This window comes from Kitasatospora sp. NPDC001159 (assembly GCF_053598235.1).
In genome coordinates, this window is sequence record NZ_JBSFJV010000005.1 from 34,875 (window position 1) to 60,519 (window position 25,645).

27 protein-coding genes are annotated in these 25,645 nt (G+C 72.7%); 19 read left to right on the plus strand and 8 right to left on the minus strand.

Annotation, left to right across the window (positions count from 1 at the left end):
• Positions 1-72 precede the first annotated feature (72 nt).
• Positions 73-3,606 (plus strand): DNA polymerase III subunit alpha, encoded by a 3,534-nt coding sequence (gene dnaE / locus ACWC9T_RS04340; protein WP_449819528.1) that lies wholly within the window; start codon positions 73-75, stop codon positions 3,604-3,606.
• Between the two features lie 61 nt (positions 3,607-3,667).
• Here the strand turns inward: dnaE and ACWC9T_RS04345 are convergent, their stop codons facing one another.
• Positions 3,668-4,555 carry a LysR family transcriptional regulator gene (locus ACWC9T_RS04345; RefSeq protein ID WP_449819529.1) on the minus strand — a complete coding sequence of 296 codons (888 nt, stop codon included), beginning with the start codon at positions 4,553-4,555 and terminating at the stop codon, positions 3,668-3,670.
• A gap of 72 nt (positions 4,556-4,627) precedes the next feature.
• On the opposite strand from ACWC9T_RS04345, the gene ACWC9T_RS04350 reads away from it, so the two are divergent.
• The 6 genes from ACWC9T_RS04350 (at position 4,628) to ACWC9T_RS04375 (ending at position 10,861) form a co-directional block, all read left to right on the plus strand.
• Positions 4,628-5,515 carry a dihydrodipicolinate synthase family protein gene (locus ACWC9T_RS04350; protein ID WP_449819530.1) on the plus strand — a complete coding sequence of 296 codons (888 nt, stop codon included), beginning with the start codon at positions 4,628-4,630 and terminating at the stop codon, positions 5,513-5,515.
• A 114-nt stretch (positions 5,516-5,629) separates the two neighbouring features.
• Positions 5,630-6,658, plus strand: coding sequence for an aspartate-semialdehyde dehydrogenase (locus ACWC9T_RS04355; protein ID WP_449819531.1), 1,029 nt, complete (start codon positions 5,630-5,632; stop codon positions 6,656-6,658).
• A 276-nt stretch (positions 6,659-6,934) separates the two neighbouring features.
• Positions 6,935-8,206, plus strand: coding sequence for an NYN domain-containing protein (locus ACWC9T_RS04360; RefSeq protein WP_449819532.1), 1,272 nt, complete (start codon positions 6,935-6,937; stop codon positions 8,204-8,206).
• Between the two features lie 85 nt (positions 8,207-8,291).
• Positions 8,292-9,290, plus strand: coding sequence for an ABC transporter ATP-binding protein (locus ACWC9T_RS04365; RefSeq protein ID WP_449819533.1), 999 nt, complete (start codon positions 8,292-8,294; stop codon positions 9,288-9,290).
• A gap of 11 nt (positions 9,291-9,301) precedes the next feature.
• Complete coding sequence (locus ACWC9T_RS04370; protein ID WP_449819534.1) at positions 9,302-10,096, plus strand: ABC transporter permease; 795 nt, start codon at positions 9,302-9,304, stop codon at positions 10,094-10,096.
• A 54-nt stretch (positions 10,097-10,150) separates the two neighbouring features.
• Entirely contained in the window at positions 10,151-10,861 is a 711-nt protein-coding gene (locus ACWC9T_RS04375; RefSeq protein WP_449819535.1) for a DUF2567 domain-containing protein, read from the plus strand.
• Positions 10,862-10,955: 94 nt separating this feature from the next.
• Here ACWC9T_RS04375 and ybaK read toward each other — a convergent pair whose 3' ends face one another.
• Genes ybaK through ACWC9T_RS04395 form a run of 4 tightly spaced genes read right to left on the minus strand, consistent with a single transcriptional unit; the run spans position 10,956 to position 14,249 of the window.
• Complete coding sequence (gene ybaK, locus ACWC9T_RS04380; protein ID WP_449819536.1) at positions 10,956-11,450, minus strand: Cys-tRNA(Pro) deacylase; 495 nt, start codon at positions 11,448-11,450, stop codon at positions 10,956-10,958.
• 14 nt (positions 11,451-11,464) lie between these two features.
• Positions 11,465-12,193, minus strand: coding sequence for an LON peptidase substrate-binding domain-containing protein (locus ACWC9T_RS04385; RefSeq protein WP_449819537.1), 729 nt, complete (start codon positions 12,191-12,193; stop codon positions 11,465-11,467).
• Positions 12,194-12,233: 40 nt separating this feature from the next.
• Positions 12,234-12,626 carry a zinc ribbon domain-containing protein gene (locus ACWC9T_RS04390; RefSeq protein ID WP_449819538.1) on the minus strand — a complete coding sequence of 131 codons (393 nt, stop codon included), beginning with the start codon at positions 12,624-12,626 and terminating at the stop codon, positions 12,234-12,236.
• 45 nt (positions 12,627-12,671) lie between these two features.
• Positions 12,672-14,249, minus strand: coding sequence for an oxidoreductase (locus ACWC9T_RS04395; protein WP_449819539.1), 1,578 nt, complete (start codon positions 14,247-14,249; stop codon positions 12,672-12,674).
• Positions 14,250-14,339: 90 nt separating this feature from the next.
• Between ACWC9T_RS04395 and hisD the strand changes: the two genes are divergently transcribed.
• Genes hisD through hisF form a run of 8 tightly spaced genes read left to right on the plus strand, consistent with a single transcriptional unit; the run spans position 14,340 to position 20,142 of the window.
• The gene (gene hisD, locus ACWC9T_RS04400; protein WP_449819540.1) at positions 14,340-15,674 is read left to right on the plus strand and encodes a histidinol dehydrogenase; all 1,335 of its coding nucleotides are present in this window, start codon (positions 14,340-14,342) and stop codon (positions 15,672-15,674) included.
• Positions 15,671-16,771 (plus strand): histidinol-phosphate transaminase, encoded by a 1,101-nt coding sequence (locus tag ACWC9T_RS04405; protein WP_449819541.1) that lies wholly within the window; start codon positions 15,671-15,673, stop codon positions 16,769-16,771. Before hisD ends, ACWC9T_RS04405 begins: the two co-directional genes overlap by 4 nt.
• 6 nt (positions 16,772-16,777) lie before the next feature.
• Entirely contained in the window at positions 16,778-17,371 is a 594-nt protein-coding gene (hisB, locus tag ACWC9T_RS04410) for an imidazoleglycerol-phosphate dehydratase HisB (RefSeq protein WP_449819542.1), read from the plus strand.
• Complete coding sequence (locus tag ACWC9T_RS04415) at positions 17,368-17,520, plus strand: hypothetical protein (RefSeq protein ID WP_449819543.1); 153 nt, start codon at positions 17,368-17,370, stop codon at positions 17,518-17,520. The genes hisB and ACWC9T_RS04415 overlap by 4 nt, the downstream gene beginning before the upstream one ends.
• Before the next feature lie 30 nt (positions 17,521-17,550).
• A complete protein-coding gene (gene hisH, locus ACWC9T_RS04420) occupies positions 17,551-18,186 on the plus strand; it encodes an imidazole glycerol phosphate synthase subunit HisH (RefSeq protein ID WP_449819544.1) in 636 nt (211 codons plus the stop codon).
• Between the two features lie 20 nt (positions 18,187-18,206).
• Entirely contained in the window at positions 18,207-18,932 is a 726-nt protein-coding gene (priA, locus tag ACWC9T_RS04425) for a bifunctional 1-(5-phosphoribosyl)-5-((5-phosphoribosylamino)methylideneamino)imidazole-4-carboxamide isomerase/phosphoribosylanthranilate isomerase PriA (protein ID WP_449819545.1), read from the plus strand.
• Positions 18,929-19,375 carry a RidA family protein gene (locus ACWC9T_RS04430; RefSeq protein WP_449819546.1) on the plus strand — a complete coding sequence of 149 codons (447 nt, stop codon included), beginning with the start codon at positions 18,929-18,931 and terminating at the stop codon, positions 19,373-19,375. The genes priA and ACWC9T_RS04430 overlap by 4 nt, the downstream gene beginning before the upstream one ends.
• Positions 19,372-20,142 (plus strand): imidazole glycerol phosphate synthase subunit HisF, encoded by a 771-nt coding sequence (gene hisF, locus ACWC9T_RS04435; protein ID WP_449819547.1) that lies wholly within the window; start codon positions 19,372-19,374, stop codon positions 20,140-20,142. Before ACWC9T_RS04430 ends, hisF begins: the two co-directional genes overlap by 4 nt.
• Before the next feature lie 53 nt (positions 20,143-20,195).
• Here the strand turns inward: hisF and ACWC9T_RS04440 are convergent, their stop codons facing one another.
• From ACWC9T_RS04440 to ACWC9T_RS04450, 3 genes are all read right to left on the minus strand, one after another.
• A complete protein-coding gene (locus ACWC9T_RS04440; protein WP_449819548.1) occupies positions 20,196-20,975 on the minus strand; it encodes a VOC family protein in 780 nt (259 codons plus the stop codon).
• 202 nt (positions 20,976-21,177) lie between these two features.
• Positions 21,178-21,822 (minus strand): TIGR03085 family metal-binding protein, encoded by a 645-nt coding sequence (locus ACWC9T_RS04445; protein ID WP_449819549.1) that lies wholly within the window; start codon positions 21,820-21,822, stop codon positions 21,178-21,180.
• A gap of 9 nt (positions 21,823-21,831) precedes the next feature.
• Positions 21,832-22,413: a hypothetical protein gene (locus ACWC9T_RS04450; RefSeq protein WP_449819550.1), complete on the minus strand. Its 582-nt coding sequence runs from the start codon at positions 22,411-22,413 to the stop codon at positions 21,832-21,834.
• Between the two features lie 148 nt (positions 22,414-22,561).
• Between ACWC9T_RS04450 and hisI the strand changes: the two genes are divergently transcribed.
• The 4 genes from hisI to ACWC9T_RS04470 are packed head-to-tail and all read left to right on the plus strand — an operon-like array spanning position 22,562 to position 25,596.
• Positions 22,562-22,933: a phosphoribosyl-AMP cyclohydrolase gene (hisI, locus tag ACWC9T_RS04455; protein WP_449819551.1), complete on the plus strand. Its 372-nt coding sequence runs from the start codon at positions 22,562-22,564 to the stop codon at positions 22,931-22,933.
• 40 nt (positions 22,934-22,973) lie between these two features.
• Positions 22,974-24,497 carry an anthranilate synthase component I gene (locus ACWC9T_RS04460; protein ID WP_449819552.1) on the plus strand — a complete coding sequence of 508 codons (1,524 nt, stop codon included), beginning with the start codon at positions 22,974-22,976 and terminating at the stop codon, positions 24,495-24,497.
• A 20-nt stretch (positions 24,498-24,517) separates the two neighbouring features.
• Positions 24,518-25,009: a Uma2 family endonuclease gene (locus ACWC9T_RS04465; RefSeq protein ID WP_449819553.1), complete on the plus strand. Its 492-nt coding sequence runs from the start codon at positions 24,518-24,520 to the stop codon at positions 25,007-25,009.
• A complete protein-coding gene (locus tag ACWC9T_RS04470) occupies positions 25,006-25,596 on the plus strand; it encodes a TIGR02234 family membrane protein (RefSeq protein WP_449819554.1) in 591 nt (196 codons plus the stop codon). Before ACWC9T_RS04465 ends, ACWC9T_RS04470 begins: the two co-directional genes overlap by 4 nt.
• Positions 25,597-25,645: the final 49 nt, after the last annotated feature.

Sequence of the window (25,645 nt, forward strand, 5' to 3'; positions counted from 1 at the left end):
TCCAGGGGTAACCCCTGTGACCCGCACGTTCGCCGGCCCACCAGACCAGCACAAGCCTCCGGAGGCCCCGCCTTGAGCGACCAGCCGTTCGCGCATCTGCACGTCCACACCGAGTACTCGATGCTGGACGGTGCCGCCCGGCTGAAGCAGATGTTCAAGGAGGTCGAGCGCCTGGGCCAGACCCATGTCGCGATGACCGACCACGGCAACATGTACGGCGCCGCCGAGTTCCACCGGCAGGCCACCGACGCGGGGATCACCCCCGTCATCGGCATCGAGGCGTACGTCGCCCCGGAGTCCCGCTCGAACACCAAGCGCATCCTGTGGGGTCAGCCGCACCAGAAGAAGGACGACGTCTCCGCGTCCGGCGCGTACACCCACAAGACCATCTGGGCCCGGAACAAGGAGGGCCTGCACAACCTCTTCAAGCTGACCTCGCGCTCCTACGCCGAGGGCTGGCTGGTGAAGTGGCCCCGGATGGACAAGGAGCTGATCTCCGAACTGTCCGGCGGCCTGATGGCCACCACCGGCTGCCCCTCCGGCGAGGTGCAGACCCGCCTCCGGCTCGGCCAGTTCGACGAGGCCGTGAAGGCCGCCGCCGACTACCAGGACATCTTCGGCAAGGACAACTACTTCCTGGAGCTGATGGACCACGGCCTCGACATCGAGAAGCGGGTCCGCGACGGGCTGCTGGAGATCAGCAAGAAGCTGAACATCCCCCCGGTGGTCACCAACGACTCGCACTACACCACCGAGGCCGACGCCGGCGCCCACGACCTCCTCCTCTGCGTCCAGACCGGCAAGAACCTCTCCGACCCGGACCGCTTCCGCTTCGACGGCACCGGCTACTACATCAAGTCCGCCGCCGAGATGTACGCGCTGGACTCCTCGGACGCCTGGCAGGAGGGCTGCCGCAACAGCCAGCTGCTGGTCGCCTCCCGGGTCGACACCGAGGGCATGTTCAAGTTCAAGAACCTGATGCCCCGCTTCCCGATCCCGGAGGGCTTCGAGTCCGAGGCGGACTTCTTCAGGTCCAAGGTCTGGGAGGGCATGGACTGGCGCTTCCCGGGCGGGTACGACGAGGAGCACAGGAAGCTCGCCGAGTACGAGATGGACACCATCATCCAGATGGGGTTCCCGGCGTACTTCCTCGTGGTCGCGGACTTCATCATGTGGGCCAAGAGCCAGGGCATCGCGGTGGGCCCCGGCCGTGGTTCGGCGGCCGGTTCGCTGGTCGCGTACGCGATGGGCATCACCGACCTCGACCCCATCCCGCACGGCCTGATCTTCGAGCGCTTCCTCAACCCCGAGCGCATCTCCATGCCCGATGTCGACATCGACTTCGACGAGCGCCGACGCGGTGACGTGATCCGCTACGTGACGGAGAAGTGGGGGTCCGACAAGGTCGCCATGATCGTCACGTACGGCACCATCAAGGCGAAGGCCGCCATCAAGGACTCCTCCCGAGTCCTCGGCTACCCGTACGCGATGGGCGACCGCATCACCAAGGCGATGCCGCCGGACGTCATGGGCAAGGGCATCCCGCTCTCCGGCATCACGGACAGCAGCCACCCGCGCTACGGCGAGGCGGGCGAGATCCGCGGGCTGTACGAGACCGACCCGGACGTGAAGAAGGTCATCGACACCGCGCGCGGTATCGAGGGCCTGATCCGCCAGCCCGGCGTACACGCGGCCGGCGTCATCATGTCCGCCGAGCCGCTGACCGACCACATCCCGGTCTGGACCCGGCACACCGACGGCGTCACCATCACGCAGTTCGACTACCCGACCTGTGAGGGCCTCGGCCTTCTCAAGATGGACTTCCTCGGCCTGCGCAACCTGACGATCATGGACGACGCCGTCAAGGCGATCGAGAAGAACAAGGGCATCAAGATCAACCTGCTTGATCTGCCCCTGGACGACAAGCCGACCTACGAACTCCTCGCCCGCGGTGACACGCTCGGCGTCTTCCAGCTCGACGGCGGGCCGATGCGCTCGCTGCTGCGGCTGATGAAGCCCGACAACTTCGAAGACATCTCGGCCGTTCTGGCGCTGTACCGCCCCGGCCCGATGGGCGTCAACTCCCACACCAACTACGCGCTGCGCAAGAACGGCCAGCAGGAGATCACCCCGATCCACCCGGAGCTGGAGAAGCCCCTGGAGGAGGTGCTCCGGCCGACGTACGGCCTGATCGTCTACCAGGAGCAGGTGCAGAAGGCCGCGCAGATCCTCGCCGGGTACTCGCTCGGCCAGGCGGACCTGCTGCGCCGGGCCATGGGCAAGAAGAAGAAGGAGATCCTGGAGGCGGAGTTCGTCCCCTTCCAGAAGGGCTGCCGTGAGCGCGGCTACTCCGACGCGGCCATCCAGGCGGTGTGGGACGTCCTGGTCCCCTTCTCCGGCTACGCGTTCAACAAGGCGCACACCGCCGGGTACGGGCTGGTCTCGTACTGGACGGCCTACCTCAAGGCCAACTACCCGGCCGAGTACATGTCCGGTCTGCTCACCTCCGTCAAGGACGACAAGGACAAGTCGGCGGTCTACCTCAACGAGTGCCGCAAGATGGGCATCAACGTCCTTCCGCCGGACGTCAACGAGTCGGACTCGGACTTCACCCCGCACGGTGACGACACCGTCCGCTTCGGCCTCACCGCCATCCGCAACGTCGGCGGGCCGGTGGTCGAGTCGATGATCCGGACGAGGAAGACCAAGGGGAAGTTCTCGTCCTTCCCGGACTTCCTGGACAAGGTGGAGTCGGTGGTCTGCAACAAGCGGACCGTCGAATCGCTGATCAAGGCGGGCGCCTTCGACTCGCTCGGGCACACCCGCAAGGGCCTGAGTGCGCAGTTCGAGCCGATGATCGACAACGTCGTCGGCGTGAAGCGCAAGGAGGCCGAGGGGCAGTTCGACCTGTTCGGCGGCGACACGGCCTCGGACGAGCCGAGTTTCGGGCTGGACGTCGTGTTCTCCGAGGAGGAGTGGGAGAAGTCCTTCCTGCTCACCCAGGAGCGGGAGATGCTCGGCCTGTACGTGTCCTCGCACCCGCTGCACGGCATCGAGCACGTGCTCGCCGACAAGGCGGACTGCGCCGTGGCGGACCTCGCGGAGCGGCCGGACGGGACGATCGTCACCATCGGCGGCATCATCTCGGGCCTCCAGCGGAAGATGACCAAGCAGGGCAACGCCTGGGCGATCGCCACCGTCGAGGACCTGGCGGGCTCGATCGACTGCATGTTCTTCCCGGCGAGCTACCAGCTGGTCTCCTCCCAACTGGTCGAGGACGCCGTGGTGTTCGTCCGCGGCAAGCTGGACAAGCGGGAGGACGTGCCGCGGCTGATGGGCATGGAGCTCGCGGTCCCGGACCTGTCGAACGCCCACGCCGAGGCGCCGATCACCATCAACATCCCGAGCGGGAAGGTCACCCCGCCGCTGGTGGCCCGACTCGGCGAGGTGCTGGGCAGCCACCGGGGCACCACCGAGGTGCGGGTGCGGCTGGAGAGCCGGAACAAGACCACGGTGCTGCGGCTGGACCGGCACCGGGTGAAGTCGGACCCGGCGCTGTTCGGGGACCTGAAGCAGCTGCTCGGACCGAGCTGTCTGGCGGTCTAGCGCGGGAACCGGGCCCGGGGTGCTCACAGCGCCCCGGGCCTTCGGCGTTCCTCGGGAATCCTCAGGACCCGCTGCCCAGCCCCGGCGGCACCGCCGTGTGCAGCGCCGAGACGAAGGCCGAGATGGCCGGGTGGGAGCCCGCGCCCGCCCGGAACGCCGCCCGGGTGCGCCGGTACATCGGCAGCCGGGTGAGCACGACGCCCGGCGGCGGCTGGGCCGTGCCGAGGTGGGGGACCAGGGCGACGCCCTGGCCGGCGCCCACGAGCGCCAGCACCGTGGTGAAGTCGTCGATCTGGTGCCGGATCCGGGGTGCGAAGCCCGCCGCCTCGCAGGCGCGGACGGCCATGGTGTGGCAGAGGGTGCCGGGCGGGGACATGATCCAGGGCGCGCCGCGCTGCTCGGCGACCGTGGCCGGGGCGCGGGCGGCCAGGTACATCGGCTCGGTGAAGACCGGACGGGTGACCGCGAGGCCGGGTTCCGGGTCGGCCGGGACGAGGTCGTACTCGTGGACCAGCGCGACGTCCAGCTCGCCCGCGCGCAGCGCCGCGCCGACGGCCGCCGGGTCGACCTCGGTGACCATCGGCTCCAGCCCAGGGTGCCAGGAGGACAGCTCGGCGAGCGCCGCCGGGATGATCGCCCGGGCCGCCGACGGATAGGTGCCGATCCGCAGCGGTCCGGCCAACCCCCGCTTGGCATGGGCGAGTTCGGCGCCCGCCTGCTCCAGCAGGGCGAGCACGGACTCGGCGTGGCGGACCAGGCCCAGCCCGGCCGGGGTGAGGGTGACCCGCCGCCCGGTGCGCTCCAGCAGCGGGACGCCCGCCTCCTTCTCCAGGACGGACAGCTGCTGGGACACCGCCGAAGGGCTGAAGGACAGCGCCTCGGCGACGGCCGCGATGGTGCCGAGGTGGGCGAGTTCGCGCAGCAGGCGCAGGCGTCGGACGTCGAGCATCGGATCAGCTTACGAGAAGCGTCAGAAATGTGAACTGGACCTGCGCTGTCCGTCGGCCGCAGGATCGTGGACATGGAACTCAAGGGCATTCACGTCCCCCTGATCACCCCCTTCGCCGCCGACGGCGCGGTCGCCCTCGACGCGCTGGAGAAGCTCGCGTACGAGGTCCTGGACGCCGGGGCGGCCGGGCTGGTCGCGCTCGGCACCACCGGCGAGCCCGCCGCGCTGACCGTCGAGGAGCGGGACGCGGTGGTGGACGTCGCCGCGGCCGCCTGTGCCGCGCGCGGGGCGCAGCTGGTCGTCGGCGCCTCCGGCGGCGACACCCGGGCCGTCGGCGAGGCGCTGGCCGCGCTCGGGGCGCGGGTGCCGCAGGCGGCGGCGCTGGTCACCACGCCGTCCTTCGTCCGGGCGGGCGAGGCCGGCACGGTGGCGCACTTCCGGGCGCTGGCCGCGAGCAGCCCGCTGCCGCTGGTCGTCTACCACATCCCGTACCGCACCGGGCAGCAGCTCTCCACCGCCGCGCTGCGCGAACTGGCCGCGATCGACGGCGTGGTGGGCGTCAAGTACGCGACCGGCGGGCTGGACCAGACGGCCGCCGAGCTGCTCGCCGACACCCCCGCGGGGTTCGCGGTGCTGACCGGCGAGGACGCCTTCCTGGCGCCGATGCTGGCGATCGGCGCGGCCGGCGGCATCCTCGCCTCCGCACACCTGGCGACCGGCCGCTTCGTCGAGCTGTACGAGGCCTGGCGGGCCGGGGACGTCGAGCGGGCGCGGGTGCTCGGGCACCGGCTGACCGCTCTGGCGCTGTCCGCGTTCACCGCGCCGAACCCGACGGTGACCAAGGGCGTACTGCACGCCCAGGGCCGGATCCCGACCCCGGACGTGCGGCTGCCGCTGCTGCCGGCCGGGGAGGCGGAGGTCGCGGCCGCACTTGAGCTGGTGAATGGCCTGGACCAGTAGCGGCCCGCCCGGGCCCCCTCTCACACCGTGGAACAGCAGGTCGCCCCACCCGCGTGACAAGGCATGATGGGCAGAGTGCGGCTGTGGACAGCACCATTCAGAGGAGTAGTCGGAATGAAGATCGGCATTGTCGGGGCCACCGGCCAGGTCGGCGGCGTGGTCCGCGAGATCCTGGCGGAGCGCAACTTTCCGGTGGAGCAGCTGCGGCTGTTCGCCTCGGCCCGCTCGGCCGGGCGCACGCTGCCCTGGCAGGGTACCGAGGTCACCGTCGAGGACGCGGCCACGGCCGACTACACCGGCCTGGACATCGTGATCTTCTCGGCCGGCGGCTCCACCTCCAAGGCCCTGGCCCCCGAGGTGGCCGCGGCCGGTGCCGTCGTCATCGACAACTCCTCCGCCTGGCGCCGTGACCCCGAGGTCCCGCTGGTGGTCTCCGAGGTCAACCCCGAGGCCATCGCGGACCGCCCCAAGGGCATCATCGCCAACCCGAACTGCACCACCATGGCCGCCATGCCCGTGCTGCGCCCGCTGCACGAGGAAGCCGGCCTGGCCGCGCTCGTCGTCTCCACCTACCAGGCAGTCTCCGGCAGCGGCGTGGCCGGCGTCGCCGAGCTGCAGGACCAGGCCGCCAAGGTCGTGGACGGCGCCGCAGCGCTGGCCCACGACGGCGGCGCCGTCGAGTTCCCCGAGCCCAGGGTCTACAAGCGGCCGATCGCCTTCAACGTGGTGCCGCTGGCCGGCGCCATCGTGGAGGACGGCTCCAACGAGACCGACGAGGAGCAGAAGCTCCGTCACGAGAGCCGCAAGATCCTCGGCATTCCCGCTCTGAAGGTCTCCGGCACCTGCGTGCGCGTGCCGGTCTTCTCCGGCCACTCGCTGCAGATCAACGCCCGCTTCGAGCGCCCGATCAGCCCCGAGCGTGCCGTCGAGCTGCTCACCGGCGCCCCCGGCGTCGAGCTGTCCGAGATCCCGACCCCGCTGCAGGCGGCCGGCCGGGACCCGAGCTACGTCGGCCGCATCCGGGTGGACGAGACGGTGGAGAACGGCCTGTCGCTGTTCGTCTCCAACGACAACCTGCGCAAGGGTGCCGCGCTCAACGCCGTCCAGCTGGCCGAGCTGGTCGCCGCCGAGCTCAGGGGCTGACGCCCGGCCGAGCCCGGGGGCTGACCCGGAGCAACCGGCCGTGACGTTTGGCGGGCCCTGTCGTTGGACAGGGCCCGCGTTCGCGTTTCTTTGCGACTCGTTGGGGCGGCTGTTGCGGGACCGGGACATCTGCCGAGGTTCGGGGCGCGAACCTGGGGGAAAAGGTGACCCAACGATCGGGCGGCCACGGGGGCCCCTCACCCCACCGCGGCCCGGACGACGGGCGGACTGCCCACCCTGACTGACCTTCGAGGGCGAGCGAAAAGAGGTGCGCAGATGGACCGCTGTGTCGTCCTGGTGGACGCCGGATACCTGCTGGGCGCCGCTGCCAGCCTGCTCGCCGGTGACCCCTCCCGCTCCAAGGTCACCGTGAACCACACCGCGCTGATCAGCGCCCTGCGGGAGCGCGCCGAGGCCGAGACCGGGCTGCCGCTGCTGCGGATCTACTGGTTCGACGCGGCCCCCGACCGCCGCCCGATGCCCGAGCACCGGCGGCTGCGCGTGCTGCCCCGGGTCACCGTACGGCTGGGCGCCCTCACCCGGGCCGAGGGGCGCTGGGTGCAGAAGGGTGTGGACGCCGCGATGCACGCCGAACTCTCCGAGCTGGCCCGCAACCGGGCCTGTGCGGACGTCGTACTGATCACCGGGGACGGGGACCTGCTGCCCGGGATGATGACCGCCAAGGAGCACGGGGTGGCCGTGCACCTGTGGGCGCTGCAGGCCGCCGACGGGGACTTCAACCAGTCCGAGGACCTGGTCGGCGAGGCCGACGAACGGCGGGTGCTGGACCGCGAGTGGATCGAGGGGTCCTTCTCGCTGCGGGACAGCTCCACCGTGTTCCCGGCGCCCGGGGCGGGCGGCGCCCGGCAGGAGATCGCCAAGATCCTCGCCGCCCCGCCCGCCCCGCTGCCGACCGTGGTGTCGCCGGTGGTCCGCCCGGCCGCCGGTGCTCCGGCGCCCGAGGTGCCCGAGGCGCCCGCCGCGAACGGTCGGCCGCAGCCGGCCGCGGCGCTGCGGGTGGTGCCCACGCCGAAGGACCTGGCCGGGCGGGTCGCCGCCGTCGCGCCGGTCACCTCGGCGGCGAACGGGCACGTCAACGGCTCCGCCGCCGGGCATGCGGCGGGCGGGCCGGTGCTGCGGTGGTCCTCCGACCGGGGCTGGGTGGACCGGCCCGCGCCGGAGCCGTCCGTCACCGCCGGGGACGGCCTGCCCACCCTGGCCCAGCTGACCACCGCCGAGCAGCGCTGGGCCGACCGCGAGGAGGACATCACCTCGATCGGCGGTGACGCCCACGAGGTCGGGCAGGTCTTCGCCCGGCGCTGGAGCGACCGGCTCGGCGACCTCGAACGGCTCACCCTGCTCTGGCCCGACTACCCGCGCATCCCGCACCGGGTCGACGGCGAGCTGCTGCGCTACGCGGCCCGCTTCGGGCTGCTCGCGCACAAGGACGACCAGATCGACGAGCACGACCGCTACGCCATCCGGGCGGGCTTCTGGAAGGAGTTGGCGGCCCGGGTGCCGGGCGGTTCCATGGTGGTCGACGACTAGCCCGTCCCGTAGCGCGTCCCGGTGGTTTCCGGCGATCAGGCCCCCTTGTCCGGTTCGCCCGTGTGAGCGCGTAGAGTCTCCGGTCGTGAACGAGACGGCCGGGCGAGCACCCCAGAACACCCCGCCGTGCGTCGCCGTGCGCGACCTGGTCCGCACCTACCGCACCGGGCGCGGCGCCGCCGCCACCGAGGTCCGGGCCAACGACGGGATCAGCCTGACCGTCCGGCAGGGTGAGATCTTCGGGCTGCTCGGACCCAACGGGGCCGGGAAGTCCACGCTGGTGCGCCAGCTCACCGGGCTGCTGCGGCCGGACTCCGGCTCGGTCGAACTGCTCGGGCACGACATCGTGCGGCACCCGGAGCGGGCCGCCCGGCTGCTCGGCTACCTCGGGCAGGAGTCCACCGCGCTGGACGAGCTGACCGTGGTGCTGGCCGCCGAGACCACCGGGCGGCTGCGCGGCCTCACCCGGGCGCAGGCCCGGGCCGAGGCGGCGGAGGTGCTCACCGAACTCGGGCTGGAGCCGATCGCCGCGCGGCCGCTGGCCAAGCTCTCCGGCGGGCAGCGGCGGCTCGCGTGCTTCGCGGCCACCCTGGTGGGGGAGCGGCCGCTGCTCGTCCTGGACGAGCCGACGACGGGCATGGACCCGGTCGCCCGGCGGGCCGTCTGGTCGGCCGTGGACCGGCGGCGGGCCGAGCGCGGGACGACGGTGCTGCTGGTCACCCACAACGTGATCGAGGCGGAGACCGTGCTCGACCGGGTCGCCGTGGTGGACGAGGGTCGGGTGATCGCCTGCGACACGCCCGGCGGGCTCAAGGCACTGGTGGACGGCGACGTCCGGCTGGACCTGGTCTGGCGGGACGAGGCGCCGGTCGGCGTGCCCGCCGTCGCCGCGCTGGCCGAACGGGCCGAGCGCACCGGGCGCCGCTGGACCGTCCGCACCACCCCCGAGCAGGCCCGCGAACTGGTCGCCGCCGTCACCACCGGCCCGGCCTTCGCCGCCCTCGACGACTTCACCCTCGCCACCCCGAGCCTTGAGGACGCCTACCTCAAGCTGGGCGGCCGCCACGGAGGTCTGGCCAAGTGACGCTGCTCTCGGTGCCCCCGCGAACCGACCGGCCGACTGCCGGGGCCGCCCCGCTGGCCCCCGCCGCCCGGCTGCTGCCCTCGCTCGCCGCGGTGTACCGGGCGCAGCTCGCCCGGGCCAAGGTGGCGCGGATCCCGCTGCTGTTCGTGGCGACCTTCCAGTCCGTCGGCATCCTGGTGATGATGCGGGGCGTCGTGGACGCCGGGCAGACTTCGGCGGCGCGGTCGGTCGTCGCCGGGTCGAGCGTGCTGGTGGTGGCCTTCGTCGCGCTCAACCTGCTCGCCCAGTACTTCGGGAAGCTGCGGGCCACCGGGGGCCTGGACCACTACGGCACGCTGCCGGTGCCGGCCGCCTCGGTGGTGCTCGGCGCGGCCGGCGCGTACGCCTCGTTCACCCTGCCGGGGACGCTGGTCACGGCGGGCATCGGCGCGGTGATGTTCGGACTGCCGCTGGGGCAGCTGTGGGTGCTGCTGGCGGTCGTGCCGCTGGCCGGGGCCGCGCTGTCCGGGCTGGGCGCGGCCTGCGGGCTGCTGGCGCCGCGGCAGGAGATCGCGACGATGCTGGGGCAGCTCGGCATGTCGGCGGCCCTGCTGCTGGGCGTGCTGCCGGTGGACCACCTGCCACAGCCGGTGCTGTGGCTGCGGGACCTGCTGCCCTCGACGTACGGGGTGGAGGCCTTCGCCCGCACCTTCGCGCCGGACCCGGACTGGGCGGTGGTCGCGGCCGACCTGGGGGTCTGCGCGGCGGTCGGCGTGGTGTCGCTGGCCCTGGCGACCTGGGCGTACCGGCGGGCGGTCGCGCGGTAGCGGGAACCCGGGGGGTGGGGCCGTTCGGGTGGCCGTCGTGAAACGATGGGGCCTGTGACCGTACCGAACACGCCTCCGGATCCCGCCCACGCCGACGTGGAGGCAGAGCCGGGTGCTGTACCCGACCCGTTCGCGCCGCCGCCGGTCTCCGACGAGGAACCGCCGACGGAGCCGCCCTCGGGTCCGCTGGCGGAGCTGCGGATCGGCGCGGGCGTCGTGGTCGCCTGTCTGCTGGTCGGGCTGGTGATGGCCGGGCTGTGGGCCTGGCTGGCGCCGAAGGTGCCGCTGCTGGTGGACGGCGACCGGATCCTCTACGCGGACCCGGAGGGCGAGCAGCGGGCGGGCGCCGACGGCGTGTTCGTGCTGATCGCGCTGGGCGCCGGGATCCTGACCGCGCTCGGGGCCTTCCTGGTGACCCACAAGCGCGGCGGCGGGATCGCGGTCGCGCTGGGGCTGGCCGTCGGCGGGCTGCTCGGGTCGATCGGCGCCTGGCGGCTCGGTCGCTGGCTCGGGCCGAGCGACAACCTGATCGGGGAGGCCCGGCGGGTCGGCAACGGCGGGCACTTCGACGCGAGCATCGATCTGGGGGCGCTGGGCGCGCTGCTGGTGTGGCCGATGGCCGCGATGGTGGTGCTGCTGGCGCTGTCGGCGGCGTTCGGGAAGCGCGAGGAGGACCCGCCGCCGTACTGGGGGACTCCGGCGGGGTCGTACGGGGCAGGGGAGGCTCCGGTGGACGCGGCTCCGGAGGACCGGGCGCAGGGCTGAGTTACTCGGGCGAGGCGGAAGGTGTGCGGTCAGGTACGGCCGGGGCCTTCCGCCTCGCGCCGTTCCCGGGGCTTTTCCGGGCTTTCCCGGGGCTCTACCGGGCGATGGGGGCGGTGTCGGCCTTGGTGAGGGCGATCAGGTCGGCGGGGGCCAGTTCGACCTCCAGGCCCCGGCGGCCCGCCGAGACGTAGACGGTGGGGTGGCCGAGGGCGCTGGCGTCGATCACGGTGCGCAGCGGGCGGCGCTGGCCGAGCGGGGAGATGCCGCCGCGGACGTAGCCGCTGCTGCGCTCGGCGGCGGCCGGGTCGGCCATCGCGGCGCGCTTGCCGCCGACGGCGGCGGCGAGGGCCTTGAGGTCGAGCTGCCCGGCGACCGGGACCACCCCGACGGTCAGGGTGCCGTCCACGTCGGCGACCAGCGTCTTGTAGACCCGTTCGGGGCCGATGCCTAGGGCCTCGGCGGCCTCGCCGCCGTAGGACGCGGCGGCCGGGTCGTGCTCGTAGGAGTGGACGGTGAACGGGACGGCGGCGGTCTCCAGGGCGACGGTGGCCGGGGTGCCCTGGCCGCCCTTCTTGGGCTTCTTGGCCATGCGGGGGTCCTGGGTCAGTTGGGGCTGAAGGGCTGGCGGGTGAGGTCGACCGCGGGGAGCGAGGGCAGCCAGCTGAGGACGGCGCTCTCGCGGCGCAGCAGGTCGAGTTCGGCGCGCAGCCGCTGGGCGGTGTCCGGGCAGGCGAGCAGCTGCTGCTTGACCGGGGTCTCGAACACCGAGGCGGCGGCGACCAGGTAGGAGAGCACCTGGGGGTCGTCGGGCAGCTGCGGGCGGCCCATGGTGCTGGCCTCCTTGGCACCGGCCAGGCGCTTCTGGTAGACCCGGAACGCCCGCTCGACCTCGGAGGCGAGGGCGCCGGAGCCCTCGCCGGACTGCTCCTCGATCGGCTCGATCTCGCCAGTCAGGTACGGACCGGTGACGTCCACCGAGCGCAGCCAGAACCGGGTGGTCCCGGTGACCAGGAGCTCGTAGCGCCCGTCGGGCTGCTCCTGGACGGAGGAGACGTCGGCGACGCAGCCGACGTGGAACAGCGCCTCCAGCGGGTCGCCGGTGACGGTGCCCAGGCCGTCGAGCGGGCCGGCCGGGCCCTCCTCGGGCCTGACCGGGGCGACCTCCCGGCCGTCCTTGATGGCGAGCACGCCGAAGCGGCGCGGCGCGTCCTCGGGCTGTTCGAGCAGGTCGGCGACGAGACGGCGGTAGCGCTCCTCGAAGACGTTCAGGGGCAGCACGAGGCCCGGGTAGAGCACGGTGTTCAGCGGGAAGAGCGGCAGCCGTTCTGTCACGGCGGACAGCGTAGTTCCGTTCCTTGAGAGATAGTGAATCTCAGGGATTTGCCCATTGCTGGGCAAAGGTCCTCGTCTGATCCGGCGTGGAGGGCCGGTGCGAGGTCGACGCTTCGCAGCCACCGGCGGGACCAGGTCCCGTCTTACGGTCGGCTCCACGTCCGTTTACCGTCTCCCGGCCACTCCCGGCGACGTGGCGCTTCCCGAGGGAAGCGAGGTCGATCGCGGCGTTCTCATCGCGGTCGATGACCAGCTCGCAGTGTCCACAGATGAAGGTCCGTACCCGCAGGGGCAGCTTGGGTTTCACTGCCTGGCAGTGGGAGCACGTCTTGGAGCTGGGTAACCAGCGGCCGGCGACTTCGAGCCGGCCGCCGTTCCAGGCGGTCTTGTAGGCGAGTTGGCGGCGGATCTCGCCGAATCCGGCATCGGACACGACCCGGGCGGGTCGACGGGGTCGACGGCGTCGGGGGCGAGGGGTTCAGCCGCGCTGGAGCAGCCGGGTTGCGCCCGCCACGACGGTGGAGGCGAGCAGCCAGCCGATCACCACCAGACCGGCGGAGATCCACTGGGTGATCCCGCCCGGGTTCCAGGCGCCCTGGTTGAGGTCGACGATCGGCAGCAGCTGGTCGAGGGTGTACAGCACCGGGTCCCAGTGCGGGTGCTCGTCGGGCTTGAGCGGCTCCAGCCGGTGGGTGGCGAACCAGACGCTGCCGAGCGCCCAGGCGAGCAGCAGCCACAGGCCCGCCCGGCCGGGGCGGTAGCCGTAACCGACGGTGACGTCCTGGACCCGGCCCCAGATCCGGGCGGGCAGCGGCAGGGTCTGGCGGCGGCGGCGCTGCTTGGCGTACAGCACCTCGCGGGCGTCGTCGTCGGCGCCGTCGCGGCGCATGGCGGCGGCGAGCTGCTCGTAGGACTCCGGCTGGAAGTCCACCGAGGAGCCCTCCAGCCAGGCGATCCGCTGCCGGACGTTGAAGGGCCGGACCGGGCGCAGGTTCTCGTAGACGAAGCCGGTCAGGCCCAGGTGCTTGCCGCGCGGCCAGGCCTCCGGGACGTCGACCAGGTTGCCGACCCGGGCGCGGGAGAGCGAGACGGTGCCGGTGGGGCGGATCCGGCAGGTGAAGCGCAGCTCGGGGGTGTGGATGCGGCGCAGCGAGAGCTCGTCGTCACCCTCAAGGTGGAATTCGCCGGAGATCAGGCAGGCCGCCTCGAAGCGGGCGTCGGAGAGCCGGACCTGGCCGTGGGCCCGGAAGGGGGTGCTGGGGGCGCCCGGGGGCGGGTTCTGGCCGTAGCCGGAGCCGTAGTAGCTGCGCGAGCCGGCCCAGCCGGCGTCGGCGGAGCTGGTCAGGTAGAGGGTGTGGCCGACGACGATCCGGACGGCGTTGAGGCAGACGCGGTTCTGCGGGTCGGCGTGCAGCTGGGCGCCGCGCAGCGAGAGCCGGCCGCCTATTCGGGCCGTACGGATGCTCAGCTCGCCCCGGACGTCGATGCGTTCGGCCTCGAAGTCCTGGTGGACGGTCATCCCGTCGGCGGACACCGCACGGCCGTGGCGGTCGCAGCCGATGGCGGCCATGTTGAGCAGCAGGTCGGTGCCGATCCTGGCGTCGGTGAGCCGGACGCCCTCGGGGATGCGGCAGCGGGCCAGGTGGAGGTCGCCGGTGGTGGAGAGCCGGGAGGCCTCGAACCGGGGGATCAGGCAGTCGACCATGCGGATGGTGCTGGCCTCGGCCTCCGAGACGAGGATCTTGTGCTCGAAGCGGCAGCCGTACAACTCGACGTACTGCTGGATCCGGCCGCCGGCCAGGTTGAGCGCGCCGGTGACGGCCACCCCGTTCATCCGCAGCGAGGCGACCCGGCCGGTCGCCGCCTCCGGGCCGGCCAGCAGCAGGTGGGCGAGCACCTCGGCGCGGACCGTCCGCCCGGGCCCCCACGCGGCGTCCCCGTAGGGGTCGTCGATGTCGGTTTGGCCACTCCGACGGTCGAAGACGTCCCCCAGACGGAAGGCCCTCCAGAGTTCCCGCTCCGTGTCGGTCCAGCTCTCCGGAGCGCATTCCGCCATGGTTTCCCCCGTCCCCCGGTCGTCTCGCCTTTCGTATCACGGACTGAAATGTGGGACCAGTGGTTCCGGCCACTCCTTACACTGGGTGGCGTGATCTCTCGAATCGACCTCCGCGGCTCGCTCGACGACCCGCGTGACCTGCTGCCCCGTGCCGAGTTCGACGTGGCGGCCGCGCTGGAGAAGGTGCGGCCGATCGCCGAGGACGTACGCCATCGCGGGGTCGCGGCGCTGATCGAGATCACCGAGCGCTTCGACGGCGTCCGGCTGGAGTCGACCCGTGTCCCGGCCGAGCAGCTGACCGAGGCCCTGGAGACGCTGGACCCGAAGGTGCGGGCCGCGCTGGAGGAGTCCATCCGCCGGGCCCGCGCCGTGCACGCGGACCAGCGCCGCACCGGGCACACCACCCAGGTGGTGCCGGGCGGCACGGTCACCCAGCGCTGGGTGCCGGTCGAGCGGGTCGGCCTGTACGTTCCGGGCGGGCTGGCGGTCTACCCGTCCTCCGTGGTGATGAACGTGGTGCCGGCCCAGGAGGCGGGCGTCCGGGGCATCGCGGTCACCTCCCCGCCGCAGAAGGAGTTCGGGGGGCGCGTCCACCCGACCATCCTGGCGGCCTGCGCGCTGCTCGGCGTGGACGAGGTCTACTCGGTCGGCGGCGCCCAGGCGGTGGCGATGTTCGCCCTCGGTACCGAGGAGTGCGCGCCGGTCACCATGGTGACCGGCCCCGGCAACATCTACGTGGCCGCCGCCAAGCGGCTGTTCGCCGGCCGGATCGGCATCGACTCCGAGGCCGGCCCGACCGAGATCGCCGTCCTCGCCGACGACAGCGCGCTGCCCGGCGACGTGGCCGCCGACCTGATCAGCCAGGCCGAGCACGGCCCGACCTCCGGCTCGGTGCTGGTCACCGACTCCCCGGCGCTGGCCGACGCGGTCGAGGCCGAGCTGGCCGTGCAGGTCGCGAAGACCAAGCACAGCGAGCGGGTCGCCGAGGCGCTGGGCGGCCGGCAGTCCGGCATCATCCTGGTCGACGACCTGACCCAGGGCCTCGCCGTGGTCAACGCGTACGCGGCCGAGCACCTGGAGATCCAGACCCGCGACCCGCACGCGGTCGCCGCCCGGGTGGTCAACGCCGGCGCGATCTTCATCGGCCGCTGGACCCCGGTCTCGTTGGGCGACTACGCGGCAGGCTCCAACCACGTGCTGCCGACCGGCGGCTGCGCCTGCCACTCCTCCGGACTGTCGGTGCAGACCTTCCTGCGCAGCGTCCAGGTGGTCGAGTACGACCGGGACGCGCTGGCGGACGTCGCCGCGCACGTGGTCAACCTGGCCAATGCCGAGGACCTCCCCGGGCACGGGGACGCGATCAAGGCACGTTTTGTCGGAGACCAGCAGAACTGGCACAGCGACTGGACGGTACTGGGCTCGTGACGAACATCGACGATCTCCCGATCCGGGACGAGCTGCGCGGCCAGTCCCCGTACGGCGCACCGCAGTTGGACGTTCCCGTGCAGCTGAACACCAACGAGAACCCGTACCCGCTCCCCGAGGAGCTGGTGGCCCGGATCGCCGAGCGCGTCGCCGAGGCCGCCCGCAACCTCAACCGCTACCCCGACCGGGACGCGGTCGAGCTGCGCGAGGGCCTGGCCGGCTACCTGACCCGCACCACCGGCTTCCCGGTCGTACGTGAGCAGGTCTGGGCCGCCAACGGCTCCAACGAGGTGCTCCAGCAGCTGCTGCAGACCTTCGGCGGCCCCGGCCGCAGCGCGCTGGGCTTCGAGCCCTCGTACTCGATGCACGCGCTGATCTCCCGGGGCACCGGCACCGCCTGGATCTCCGGCCCACGCAACGACGACTTCACCATCGACGTGGACGCCGCCCTCGCCGCGATCGCCGAGCACCGGCCGAACGTGGTGTTCATCTGCTCGCCGAACAACCCGACCGGCACCGCCGTCGAGGCCGAGACCGTGCTGCGGCTCTACGAGGCCGCGCAGGCCGCCCGGCCCAGCCTGGTGGTGGTGGACGAGGCCTACGTCGAGTTCTCGCACCGCGCCTCGCTGCTGCCGCTGATCGAGGGCCGCCCCAACCTGGTGGTCAGCCGCACCATGTCCAAGGCCTTCGGCGCCGCCGGGCTGCGCCTGGGCTACCTGGCCGCCGACCGGGCGGTGGTGGACGCCGTCCAGCTGGTGCGTCTGCCGTACCACCTGTCGGCCGTCACCCAGGCCACCGCGCTGGCCTGCCTGGAGCACACCGATACCCTGCTCGGGTACGTCGGCCGGCTCAAGGAGGAGCGTGACCGGCTGGTCGACGCGCTGCGCGGAACGGGCCTGGAGGTGACCGACTCGGACGCCAACTTCGTCCAGTTCGGCCGCTTCGCCGACACCCACGCCGTCTGGCAGGCCATCCTCGACCAGGGTGTCCTGGTCCGTGACAACGGCGTTCCCGGGTGGCTGCGCGTCACCGCCGGCACGCCCGCCGAGAACGACGCCTTCCTGGACGCCGTCCGCACCGTGATCAAGGAGCTGTAATCCCGTATGTCCCGCATCGGACGCGTCGAGCGCACCACCAAGGAGACCTCCGTCGTGGTCGAGATCGACCTCGACGGCACCGGTAAGACCGACATCTCGACGGGCGTCGGGTTCTACGACCACATGCTCGACCAGCTCGGTCGGCACGGTCTGTTCGACCTCACCGTCAAGACCGACGGCGACCTGCACATCGACACCCACCACACCATCGAGGACACCGCCCTCGCGCTCGGCGCCGCCTTCAGGCAGGCGCTCGGCGACAAGGTCGGCATCTACCGCTTCGGCAACTGCACGGTTCCACTGGACGAGTCGCTCGCCCAGGTCACCGTGGACCTCTCCGGTCGGCCCTACCTGGTGCACACGGAGCCCGAGGGCATGGCGCCGATGATCGGCAGCTACGACACCACGATGACCCGGCACATCCTGGAGTCCTTCACGGCCCAGGCCCAGATCGCGCTGCACGTGCACGTCCCGTACGGGCGCAACGCGCACCACATCGTGGAGTGCCAGTTCAAGGCGCTGGCCCGGGCGCTGCGCTACGCCGCCGAGCGCGACCCGCGCGCGGCCGGAATCCTCCCGTCGACCAAGGGTGCGCTGTGAACAACACCGCGATGATCCTCATCTTCGTCGGCCTCTTCCTGGCCGGCGGGGTGATCTCCTTCTGGAAGCAGAAGCAGTCGAAGAGCGTCATCCTGGTGCTGGCCATCGGTTCCGTGATGTGCCTGGCCTCCGGCCTCATGCGCCTGTAGACCCGCCGTAGAGAGACTGGACACCTGAACATGGGCAAGAACGTCGTCGTCCTCGACTACGGCTCCGGCAACCTCCGCTCCGCGCAGCGCGCCCTGGAGCGGACCGGGGCGAACGTCACGGTCAGCTCCGACTACGACACCGCGATGGCCGCGGACGGCCTGCTCGTCCCCGGCGTGGGCGCCTTCGAGGCCTGCATGCGCGGACTGAAGTCGGTCCGCGGGGACTGGATCATCGGCCGCCGGCTCGCCGGGGGCCGCCCGGTCATGGGCATCTGCGTCGGCATGCAGATCCTCTTCGAGAAGGGGGTCGAGCACGGCGTGGAGACGGCCGGCTGCGACGAGTGGCCGGGCACCGTCGAGCCGCTGGACGCCCCCGTCGTCCCACACATGGGCTGGAACACCGTGGACGTGCCCGAGGGCAGCCGGATGTTCGCCGGCCTGGACCCGCAGACCCGCTTCTACTTCGTGCACTCCTACGGGGTGCGGCACTGGGAGCTGGAGACCCACAGCGCGCGGATCAACCCGCCGCTGGTCACCTGGGCCACCCACGGCCAGCCGTTCGTCGCCGCCGTCGAGAACGGCCCGCTGTGGGCCACCCAGTTCCACCCCGAGAAGTCCGGTGACGCCGGCGCCGCCCTGCTGACCAACTGGGTCAACACCCTCTGACGAGCTGAAAGTTGTCATTGATGAGCCGCCTCGAACTGCTTCCCGCCGTCGACGTCCGGGACGGCCAGGCCGTCCGCCTGGTCAAGGGCGCCTCCGGCACCGAGACCTCCTTCGGCGAACCGCTGGCCGCCGCCCTCGCCTGGCAGAACGCCGGCGCCGAGTGGCTGCACTTGGTCGACCTCGACGCCGCCTTCGGCACCGGCACCAACTACGAGCTGCTGCGCGAGGTCACCGGCCAGCTGGACATCAAGGTCGAGCTGTCCGGCGGCATCCGCGACGACGAGTCGCTCGCCCGCGCCCTCGCCACCGGCTGCACCCGGGTCAACCTCGGCACCGCCGCCCTGGAAGCCCCCGAGTGGGTCGCCAAGGCCATCACCGAGCACGGCGACAAGATCGCCGTCGGCCTGGACGTGGTCGGCACCACCCTGCGCGGCCGCGGCTGGACCCGCGACGGCGGCCAGCTCTTCGACGTGCTGGAGCGCCTCAACCAGGAGGGCTGCGCCCGCTACGTCGTCACCGACGTCAACCGGGACGGCACCCTGACCGGTCCCAACCTGCAGCTGCTGCGTGATGTCTGCGCCGCCACCGACCGCCCGGTGGTCGCCTCCGGCGGCGTCTCCTCGCTGGACGACCTGCGCGCCATCGCCACGCTCGTCGGCGAGGGTGTCGAGGGCGCCATCGTGGGCAAGGCACTCTACGAGCAGAAGTTCACCCTCGAAGAGGCCCTGGAGGCGGTTTCAGGATGACGGATGGTCGGATCATACGCGGTGGGGTCGCACGTGGTCGGGTCGGCGGGTTCTCCCCCTGGGAGGAGGAGTTCGGCTACTCCCGGGCGGTCGCGGCGGGTGACCACGTGCACGTGGCCGGCTCCACCGCCTGGGTGGACGGCCGGATCGAGCACGAGGGCGACCCGTACCGGCAGACCCTCGCCGCGTTCGGCGTCGGGCTCACGGCCCTCGCCGCGTACGGTCTGACCGCGGACGACGTGGTCCGCACCCGGATGTACATCACCCACGTCCGCGACGCCGAGGAGGTGGGCCGCGCCCACCGCGAACTCTTCGACGCCGCACGCCCGGTGGCCACCATGGTGGTGGTCGAGGGACTGATCGACTCGCGGATGCTGGTCGAGGTCGAGATCGACGCGTACCGTGCCGGGCTGGCAAAGACCCTGGAAGGCAAACAGCCGTGACCCTCGCAGTACGAGTCATCCCCTGCCTGGACGTGGACGCCGGGCGGGTGGTCAAGGGCGTCAACTTCCAGAACCTGCGCGACGCCGGCGACCCGGTCGAGATGGCCAAGCTCTACGACGCCGAGGGCGCCGACGAGCTGACCTTCCTCGACATCACCGCCTCCTCCGGCGACCGGGAGACCACCTACGACGTGGTCCGCCGCACCGCCGAACAGGTGTTCATCCCGCTCACCGTCGGCGGCGGCATCCGGGCCGTCGAGGACGTCGACAAGCTGCTGCGGGCCGGCGCCGACAAGGTCGGCGTCAACACCGCGGCCATCGCCCGGCCGGAGCTGGTCCGCGAGATCGCCCAGCGTTTCGGGCGGCAGGTGCTGGTGCTCTCGGTGGACGCCCGGCGCTGCCCCGAAGGCACCGAGACGGCGTCCGGCTTCGAGGTCACCACGCACGGCGGGCGCCAGGGCACCGGCCTGGACGCGGTCGAATGGGCGGGCCGCGCGGCCGAGTTGGGGGCCGGCGAGATCCTGCTCAACTCGATGGACGCGGACGGCACCAAGGACGGCTACGACCTGGAGATGATCCGCGCCGTGCGCAAGGCCGTCTCGGTGCCGGTGATCGCCTCCGGCGGGGCGGGCAAGCTCGGCGACTTCGCGCCGGCCGTCGAGGCGGGCGCGGACGCGGTGCTGGCGGCCAGCGTGTTCCACTTCGGGGACCTGCGGATCAGCGAGGTCAAGAACGCGCTGCGGGAGGCCGGGCACCCGGTCCGCTGACCCGTTCGTCACGGGAGGGCCCGCTGTCCGGTTCGGCGGGCCCTCCCGTGTGCTCAGGACTCCTGCGGCTCGCCCTTGATGAGGGCGAAGGGCGCGCCGTTCGGGTCCGCCAGCCAGGCGATCCGGCCGACGTTGTCCATGTCCGCGGCCGGCATCAGCACCGAGCCGCCCGCTGCCGTCGCCTTGGCGACCAGCGCGTCCACGTCGTTGGCGGCGAAGTACGGCGTCCAGGCGGAGGGCTGGCCTTCGCGCATCACCGGGGCGATGCCGCCGAAGCCGGTCTGCCGCTGGTCGCCCTCGGCAGTGGAGATCACCTGGTAGCTCATCCCCGGGGACGGCTCGAAGTTCTCCACCCGCCAGCCGAACAGGGACTTGTAGAAGGTGGAGCCGCCGTCCTGGTCCTGGGTGTGCAGCTCGGACCAGCACAGCGCGTTGTCCTCGGAGACGACATCCAGGCCCCGTGTGTCGCCCGCCTGCCAGACGGCGAACTCGGCGCCCTGCGGGTCGGTGAGCGCCGCGAACCGGCCTTCCTGCATCACGTCCGTCGGCGGGACGCGGACGGTGGCGCCGGCCTGCGCGGCCGCCTTGACGGTGGCGTCCGCGTCGGCGGTCAGGAAGTACGTCGTCCAGGCGGACCGCGCACCCTGGTCGAGGTTGCCGATGGCGCCGACGGTCTTGCCGTTCAGTTGCAGGAAGCCGTAGCCGCCGGCCTCGGGGACCTCCTGGAAGGTCCAGCCGAAGACCTTGCCGTAGAACCCGGCGGTGGCCGGGATGTTCGGGCTGCCCAGGTCGATCCAGCAGGGCGAGCCGATGGGGAAGTCGGTGGTGAGCATGAAGTGGTGCCCCTTCGACGGAGAGTGACCGGGGTGGTCCGTGGGGCGCGCACACGCCCCTCCCCGGCCACCTGCGAGTCTGCACCCGGGGACCGGCATCCGCAGCCGGGACGGGGCTGACCTGTGGGTTGGGCGTGTCGAGGAAGGGGTGGGGAGGGGCGCTGCGGGGGTTCCTGTCTTTTGTGTCTGAATTCCTTCTGTCCTACCGCGCAGGCAGCGGCAGGACGTGTCGCAGGGCCTCGATGGCGTCCGGGGCGCCGTCGACGGTGAGGGTGGTGCGGGCGCCGCGGCCGTAGGTGAAGAGGACCAGTTCGCCCGGGTCGCCGGTGAGGTGGACGGTGGGGGCGCCGGCGGGGCCGACGGTGAGGGACTGGCCGTCAGGGCGGATGAGGACCAGGCGGACGGGGGAGCGGCGGCCGGCCTCGAAGCGGGCGATCATGGGGAGGCGGCGCCACAGGGCCTCGGCGCGGCCGGGCGGGACGGGCTGGGGGGTCCAGTCCTCGGCCGCGCGCAGGACGTCCTCGGCGTGCACGAAGTACTCGACGGTGTTGGCGGCCTCGTCCGCACCGGGCAGGGCGAAGGGGGAGTAGACCGGCGGGCCGGAGCGGAAGAGACGGATCAGTTCTTCGTACGGCCGCGCGGCGTAGTCGTCCTGCACCCGCTGGGTCCGGGCGGCCAGGGCGGTGATCCGGATCCCCGCCGCCGCGTCGGGGCGGCGCTCCCGGATCACCAGGTGGGCGGCGAGGTCCCGGGTGGTCCACCCGGCGCACAGGGTGGGGGCGTCGGGCCCGGCGGCGGTGAGGAGTTGGGCGAGACGGTGGCGCTCGGCGAGGGCGTGGTTCGACATGGACCCAGCCTATGGGTGGAGCCGGCCGGTCAGCTTGGGGCCGCCCTGCTTGTTGCTCGCCGTCAGGGTGCAGGTGTAGTCCCGCCAGCCCTGCTGGTAGTTGACCATGGCCGGGCCGAACTGCCGCGGGTAGTAGGTCTTTCCGTCGGCCTGCCGGGCCTTGGCGGCGGTCTCGGCCTCCTTGCAGCCGTCCCGCATGGCGAGGGCGATCGGGATCTCGCCGCTCAGTCCGTCGGCGAGTTTGAGGTCGGCGATGACCTCGCCGTCGTGGTCGCCGGCGCAGGGCCGCTCCTCGGCCCTGGTGATCACCGGGCTCAGCTGGGGGTGGTCGAAGCAGGTGCCCACCGGGAAGAAGGCGTACGGCGGTTGCGGCTTGGTCGGGGTGGGCGTCGGCGTGGGGGTGGGGGTCGGCGTCGGGGTGGCCGTGGGGGTGGGCGGGGGCGGCGCCGCGGCCGGCTTCCCGTCCTCCGGCCAGAGCAGCACGGTGGCCACCACCGCGAGCAGCACGGCCAGGACGGCGACGACGGCGATCACCAGGCCCCGGGGCGGACGGGAGGCGGCGGCTGCGGGCGGCGGCTGCTCGGAGGTCATGGCCACGAGGATGGCCCACCCGGGCCCCGCCCGGCAGGCGGTTGACCGAAATCGCCCCGAAGGGGCGGTCCGCGAACCACTCGTCCGGTACGGCCCGCTCCTCGGACGCCCGGCCCGGTCGCCGAGTCCGGACTGACACAATGGCCGCATGTCCACCGCACCCGCCGCCCCCGGCTCCACCGCCCTCGACCCCGCGATCGCCGCTCGTCTCAAGCGCACCGGCGACGGCCTGCTCCCGGCCATCGCGCAGCAGTACGACACCGGCGAGGTGCTGATGCTCGGCTGGATGGACGACGAGGCACTGCACCGCACCCTCACCACCGGCCGCTGCACCTACTGGAGCCGCAGCCGCCGCGAGTACTGGGTCAAGGGCGGTACCTCCGGCCACGTGCAGGCGGTCAAGTCGGTGGCGCTCGACTGCGACGGCGACACCCTGCTGGTGAAGGTCGACCAGACCGGCGCGGCCTGCCACACCGGCGACCGCACCTGCTTCGACGCCGACGTGCTCTCGCTCTCCTGACCCCGACCCCCGTCCACAACTCCAGAAGGTGCCGCCCCGCATGGACCTCGAAGCCTTCCGCAAGCTCGCCGTCGACACCCGGGTGATCCCGGTCACCCGCAGGCTCCTCGCGGACGGCCTCACCCCGATCGGCCTGTACCGCAGCCTCGCCGAGGAGCGGCCCGGCACCTTCCTGCTGGAGTCCGCCGAGCAGGGCCGCAGCTGGTCCCGCTACTCCTTCGTCGGCGTGCGCAGCGCCGCCGCGCTGACCGTCGACGAGGACGGCAACGCCCGCTGGCTCGGCGCCCCGCCGGTCGGCATCCCGACCGCCGGCGACCCGCTGCAGGTGCTGCGCGCCGCCCTGGAGGCGCTGCACACCCCGCGGCACGTCGACGACGGCCTGCCCCCGCTGACCGGCGGCCTGGTCGGCTACCTCGGCTACGACATCGTCCGCCGGCTGGAGAAGCTGCCCGACCTCAACCCGGACGACCTCAAGCTGCCCGAGCTGACCATGCTGCTGGCCACCGACCTCGCGGTGCTGGACCACGTGGACGGCACGGTGCTGCTGATCGCCAACGCCGTCAACCACAACGACCTGGCCAGCGGTGTGGACGAGGCCTACGCGGACGCGGTGGCCCGGCTGGACGCGATGGCGGCCGACCTGCTCAAGCCGGTCGACCCGGGCCTGGCCACCTTCACCCCGGCCGGCCCCGGCGAGGTGCGCTCGCCGTTCGGCGGGGAGCCGTACCGGGCCGCCGTGGAGGAGGTCAAGGAGCGGATCCGGGCCGGCGAGGCCTTCCAGGTCGTGCCCTCGCAGCGCTTCGAGGCGCCGTGCCCGGCCTCGGCGCTGGACGTCTACCGCGTGCTGCGCACCACCAACCCCAGCCCGTACATGTACCTGTTCCGCTTCCCCGGGCCGGACGGCGGTGCCGAGGGCGGTTTCGACGTGGTCGGCTCCAGCCCGGAGGCGCTGGTCAAGGTGACCGACGGCGAGGCGATGCTGCACCCGATCGCCGGCACCCGGCACCGCGGCGCCACCCCGCACGAGGACGCGGCGCTGGCCGCCGAGCTGCTGGCCGACCCCAAGGAGCGGGCCGAGCACCTGATGCTGGTCGACCTCGGCCGCAACGACCTCGGGCGGGTCTGCGAGCCGGGCAGCGTGGAGGTGGTCGACTTCATGCACATCGAGCGCTACAGCCACGTGATGCACATCGTGTCCACCGTCACCGGCCGGGTCGCCCCCGGGCGGACCGCCTTCGACGTGCTGACCGCCTGCTTCCCGGCCGGCACCCTCTCCGGCGCGCCCAAGCCCCGGGCGATGCGGATCATCGAAGAGCTGGAGCCCACCCGGCGCGGCCTGTACGGCGGCTGCGTCGGCTACCTGGACTTCGCCGGGGACTCGGACACCGCGATCGCGATCCGGACCGCGGTGCTGCGCGACGGCACCGCGTACGTGCAGGCGGGCGCCGGTGTGGTCGCCGACTCCGACCCGCACGGCGAGGACACCGAGTGCCGCAACAAGGCGGCCGCCGTGCTGCGGGCCGTCGCCACCGCCAATACGCTGCGGAAGCCGGAACTGTCCTGAGGCGTGAGGAGGCGGCCGGGATGCCCGAGGTGCCGTACGACGAGCTGCGCTGGGCGGTCGTGTTCGGCGCCGCCGTGCAGCTCGGGGAGCAGCTGGTCGGCCCCGGCCGGGTGCTCTCCGGTGTGGTGATCGACTTCCCGGCCGCGCCCGGTCCGATCGCCCCGGACCTCGCGGTGCTCGACCCCGGGGCCGGCCGCGGCCCTCGGGGCCGGTACCGCGCCGCCGATGTCGAGGCGGTGCTGGAGGTGGCGCACCCGGGCCGGGACCACGCCTGGACGAGGGCCTGCGCGGAGAGCGCAGTGCCGCTGTACGTGGTGGTCGACCCGGCGGCGGCGGTCTGCACCGTGCACACCGCGCCGGATGCGGGCGGGGTGTACCGGGAGGCCGAGCGGGTGCCGTTCGGCAACGACCTGTTCCTGCCGCTGGGCGGCCGGACGATGGTGCTGCGGACGGACGACTTCCCCACCCCGGGTACGGACCCGGGCGTCGGGCGGGGGATAGTGGACGGGTGACCGCCGCAGACCAGACCCCTGCCCCCGCCGCCCCCGGCCGCCGCACCCTCGGCGTGATGCTGCTGCTGACGGTGCTGAGCGCCGTGCTGGTGCTGACCGCGGCCGGGCGGGTCTGGGCCGAGGGCCGGGCCGGCACCCTGGACGTGTCCGTCACCGGCGGCAAGATCTCCGAACTGCCCGGCGGGCTGGCCCTGGTGGGCCTGGCCGCGGCCGTCGCGGTGTTCGCGGTGCGCGGCGTCGGCCGGCTCGCGGTCGGCGCGCTGACCCTGCTGGCCGGGCTCGGCGCGGCCGCCGCCTCGGTGGCCGGGGCCTCGGACTCCGCCGCCCTGGACTCCGCCGCCTCCGGCAAGCTGGCGCTGGCCGGCTCGACGGCCACCGAGGTCTCGCACACCGCCTGGCCCTGGGCCGCCGTGGTCGGCGGGCTGCTGCTGGCCATGGCCGGGCTGATCACCCTGCGCTACGGCCGCGGCTGGCCCGCCATGGGCAGCCGCTACGAGGCGCCCACCCGCAAGGCGCCGGCGAGGACCGACACGCCGGGCGACCTGTGGAAGGCCCTGGACCGCGGCGAGGACCCCACCGCTGTCTGAACAGCACATGTGACGCGATAGACCCGCCACCCGCTTTGGGCCGCCCGTG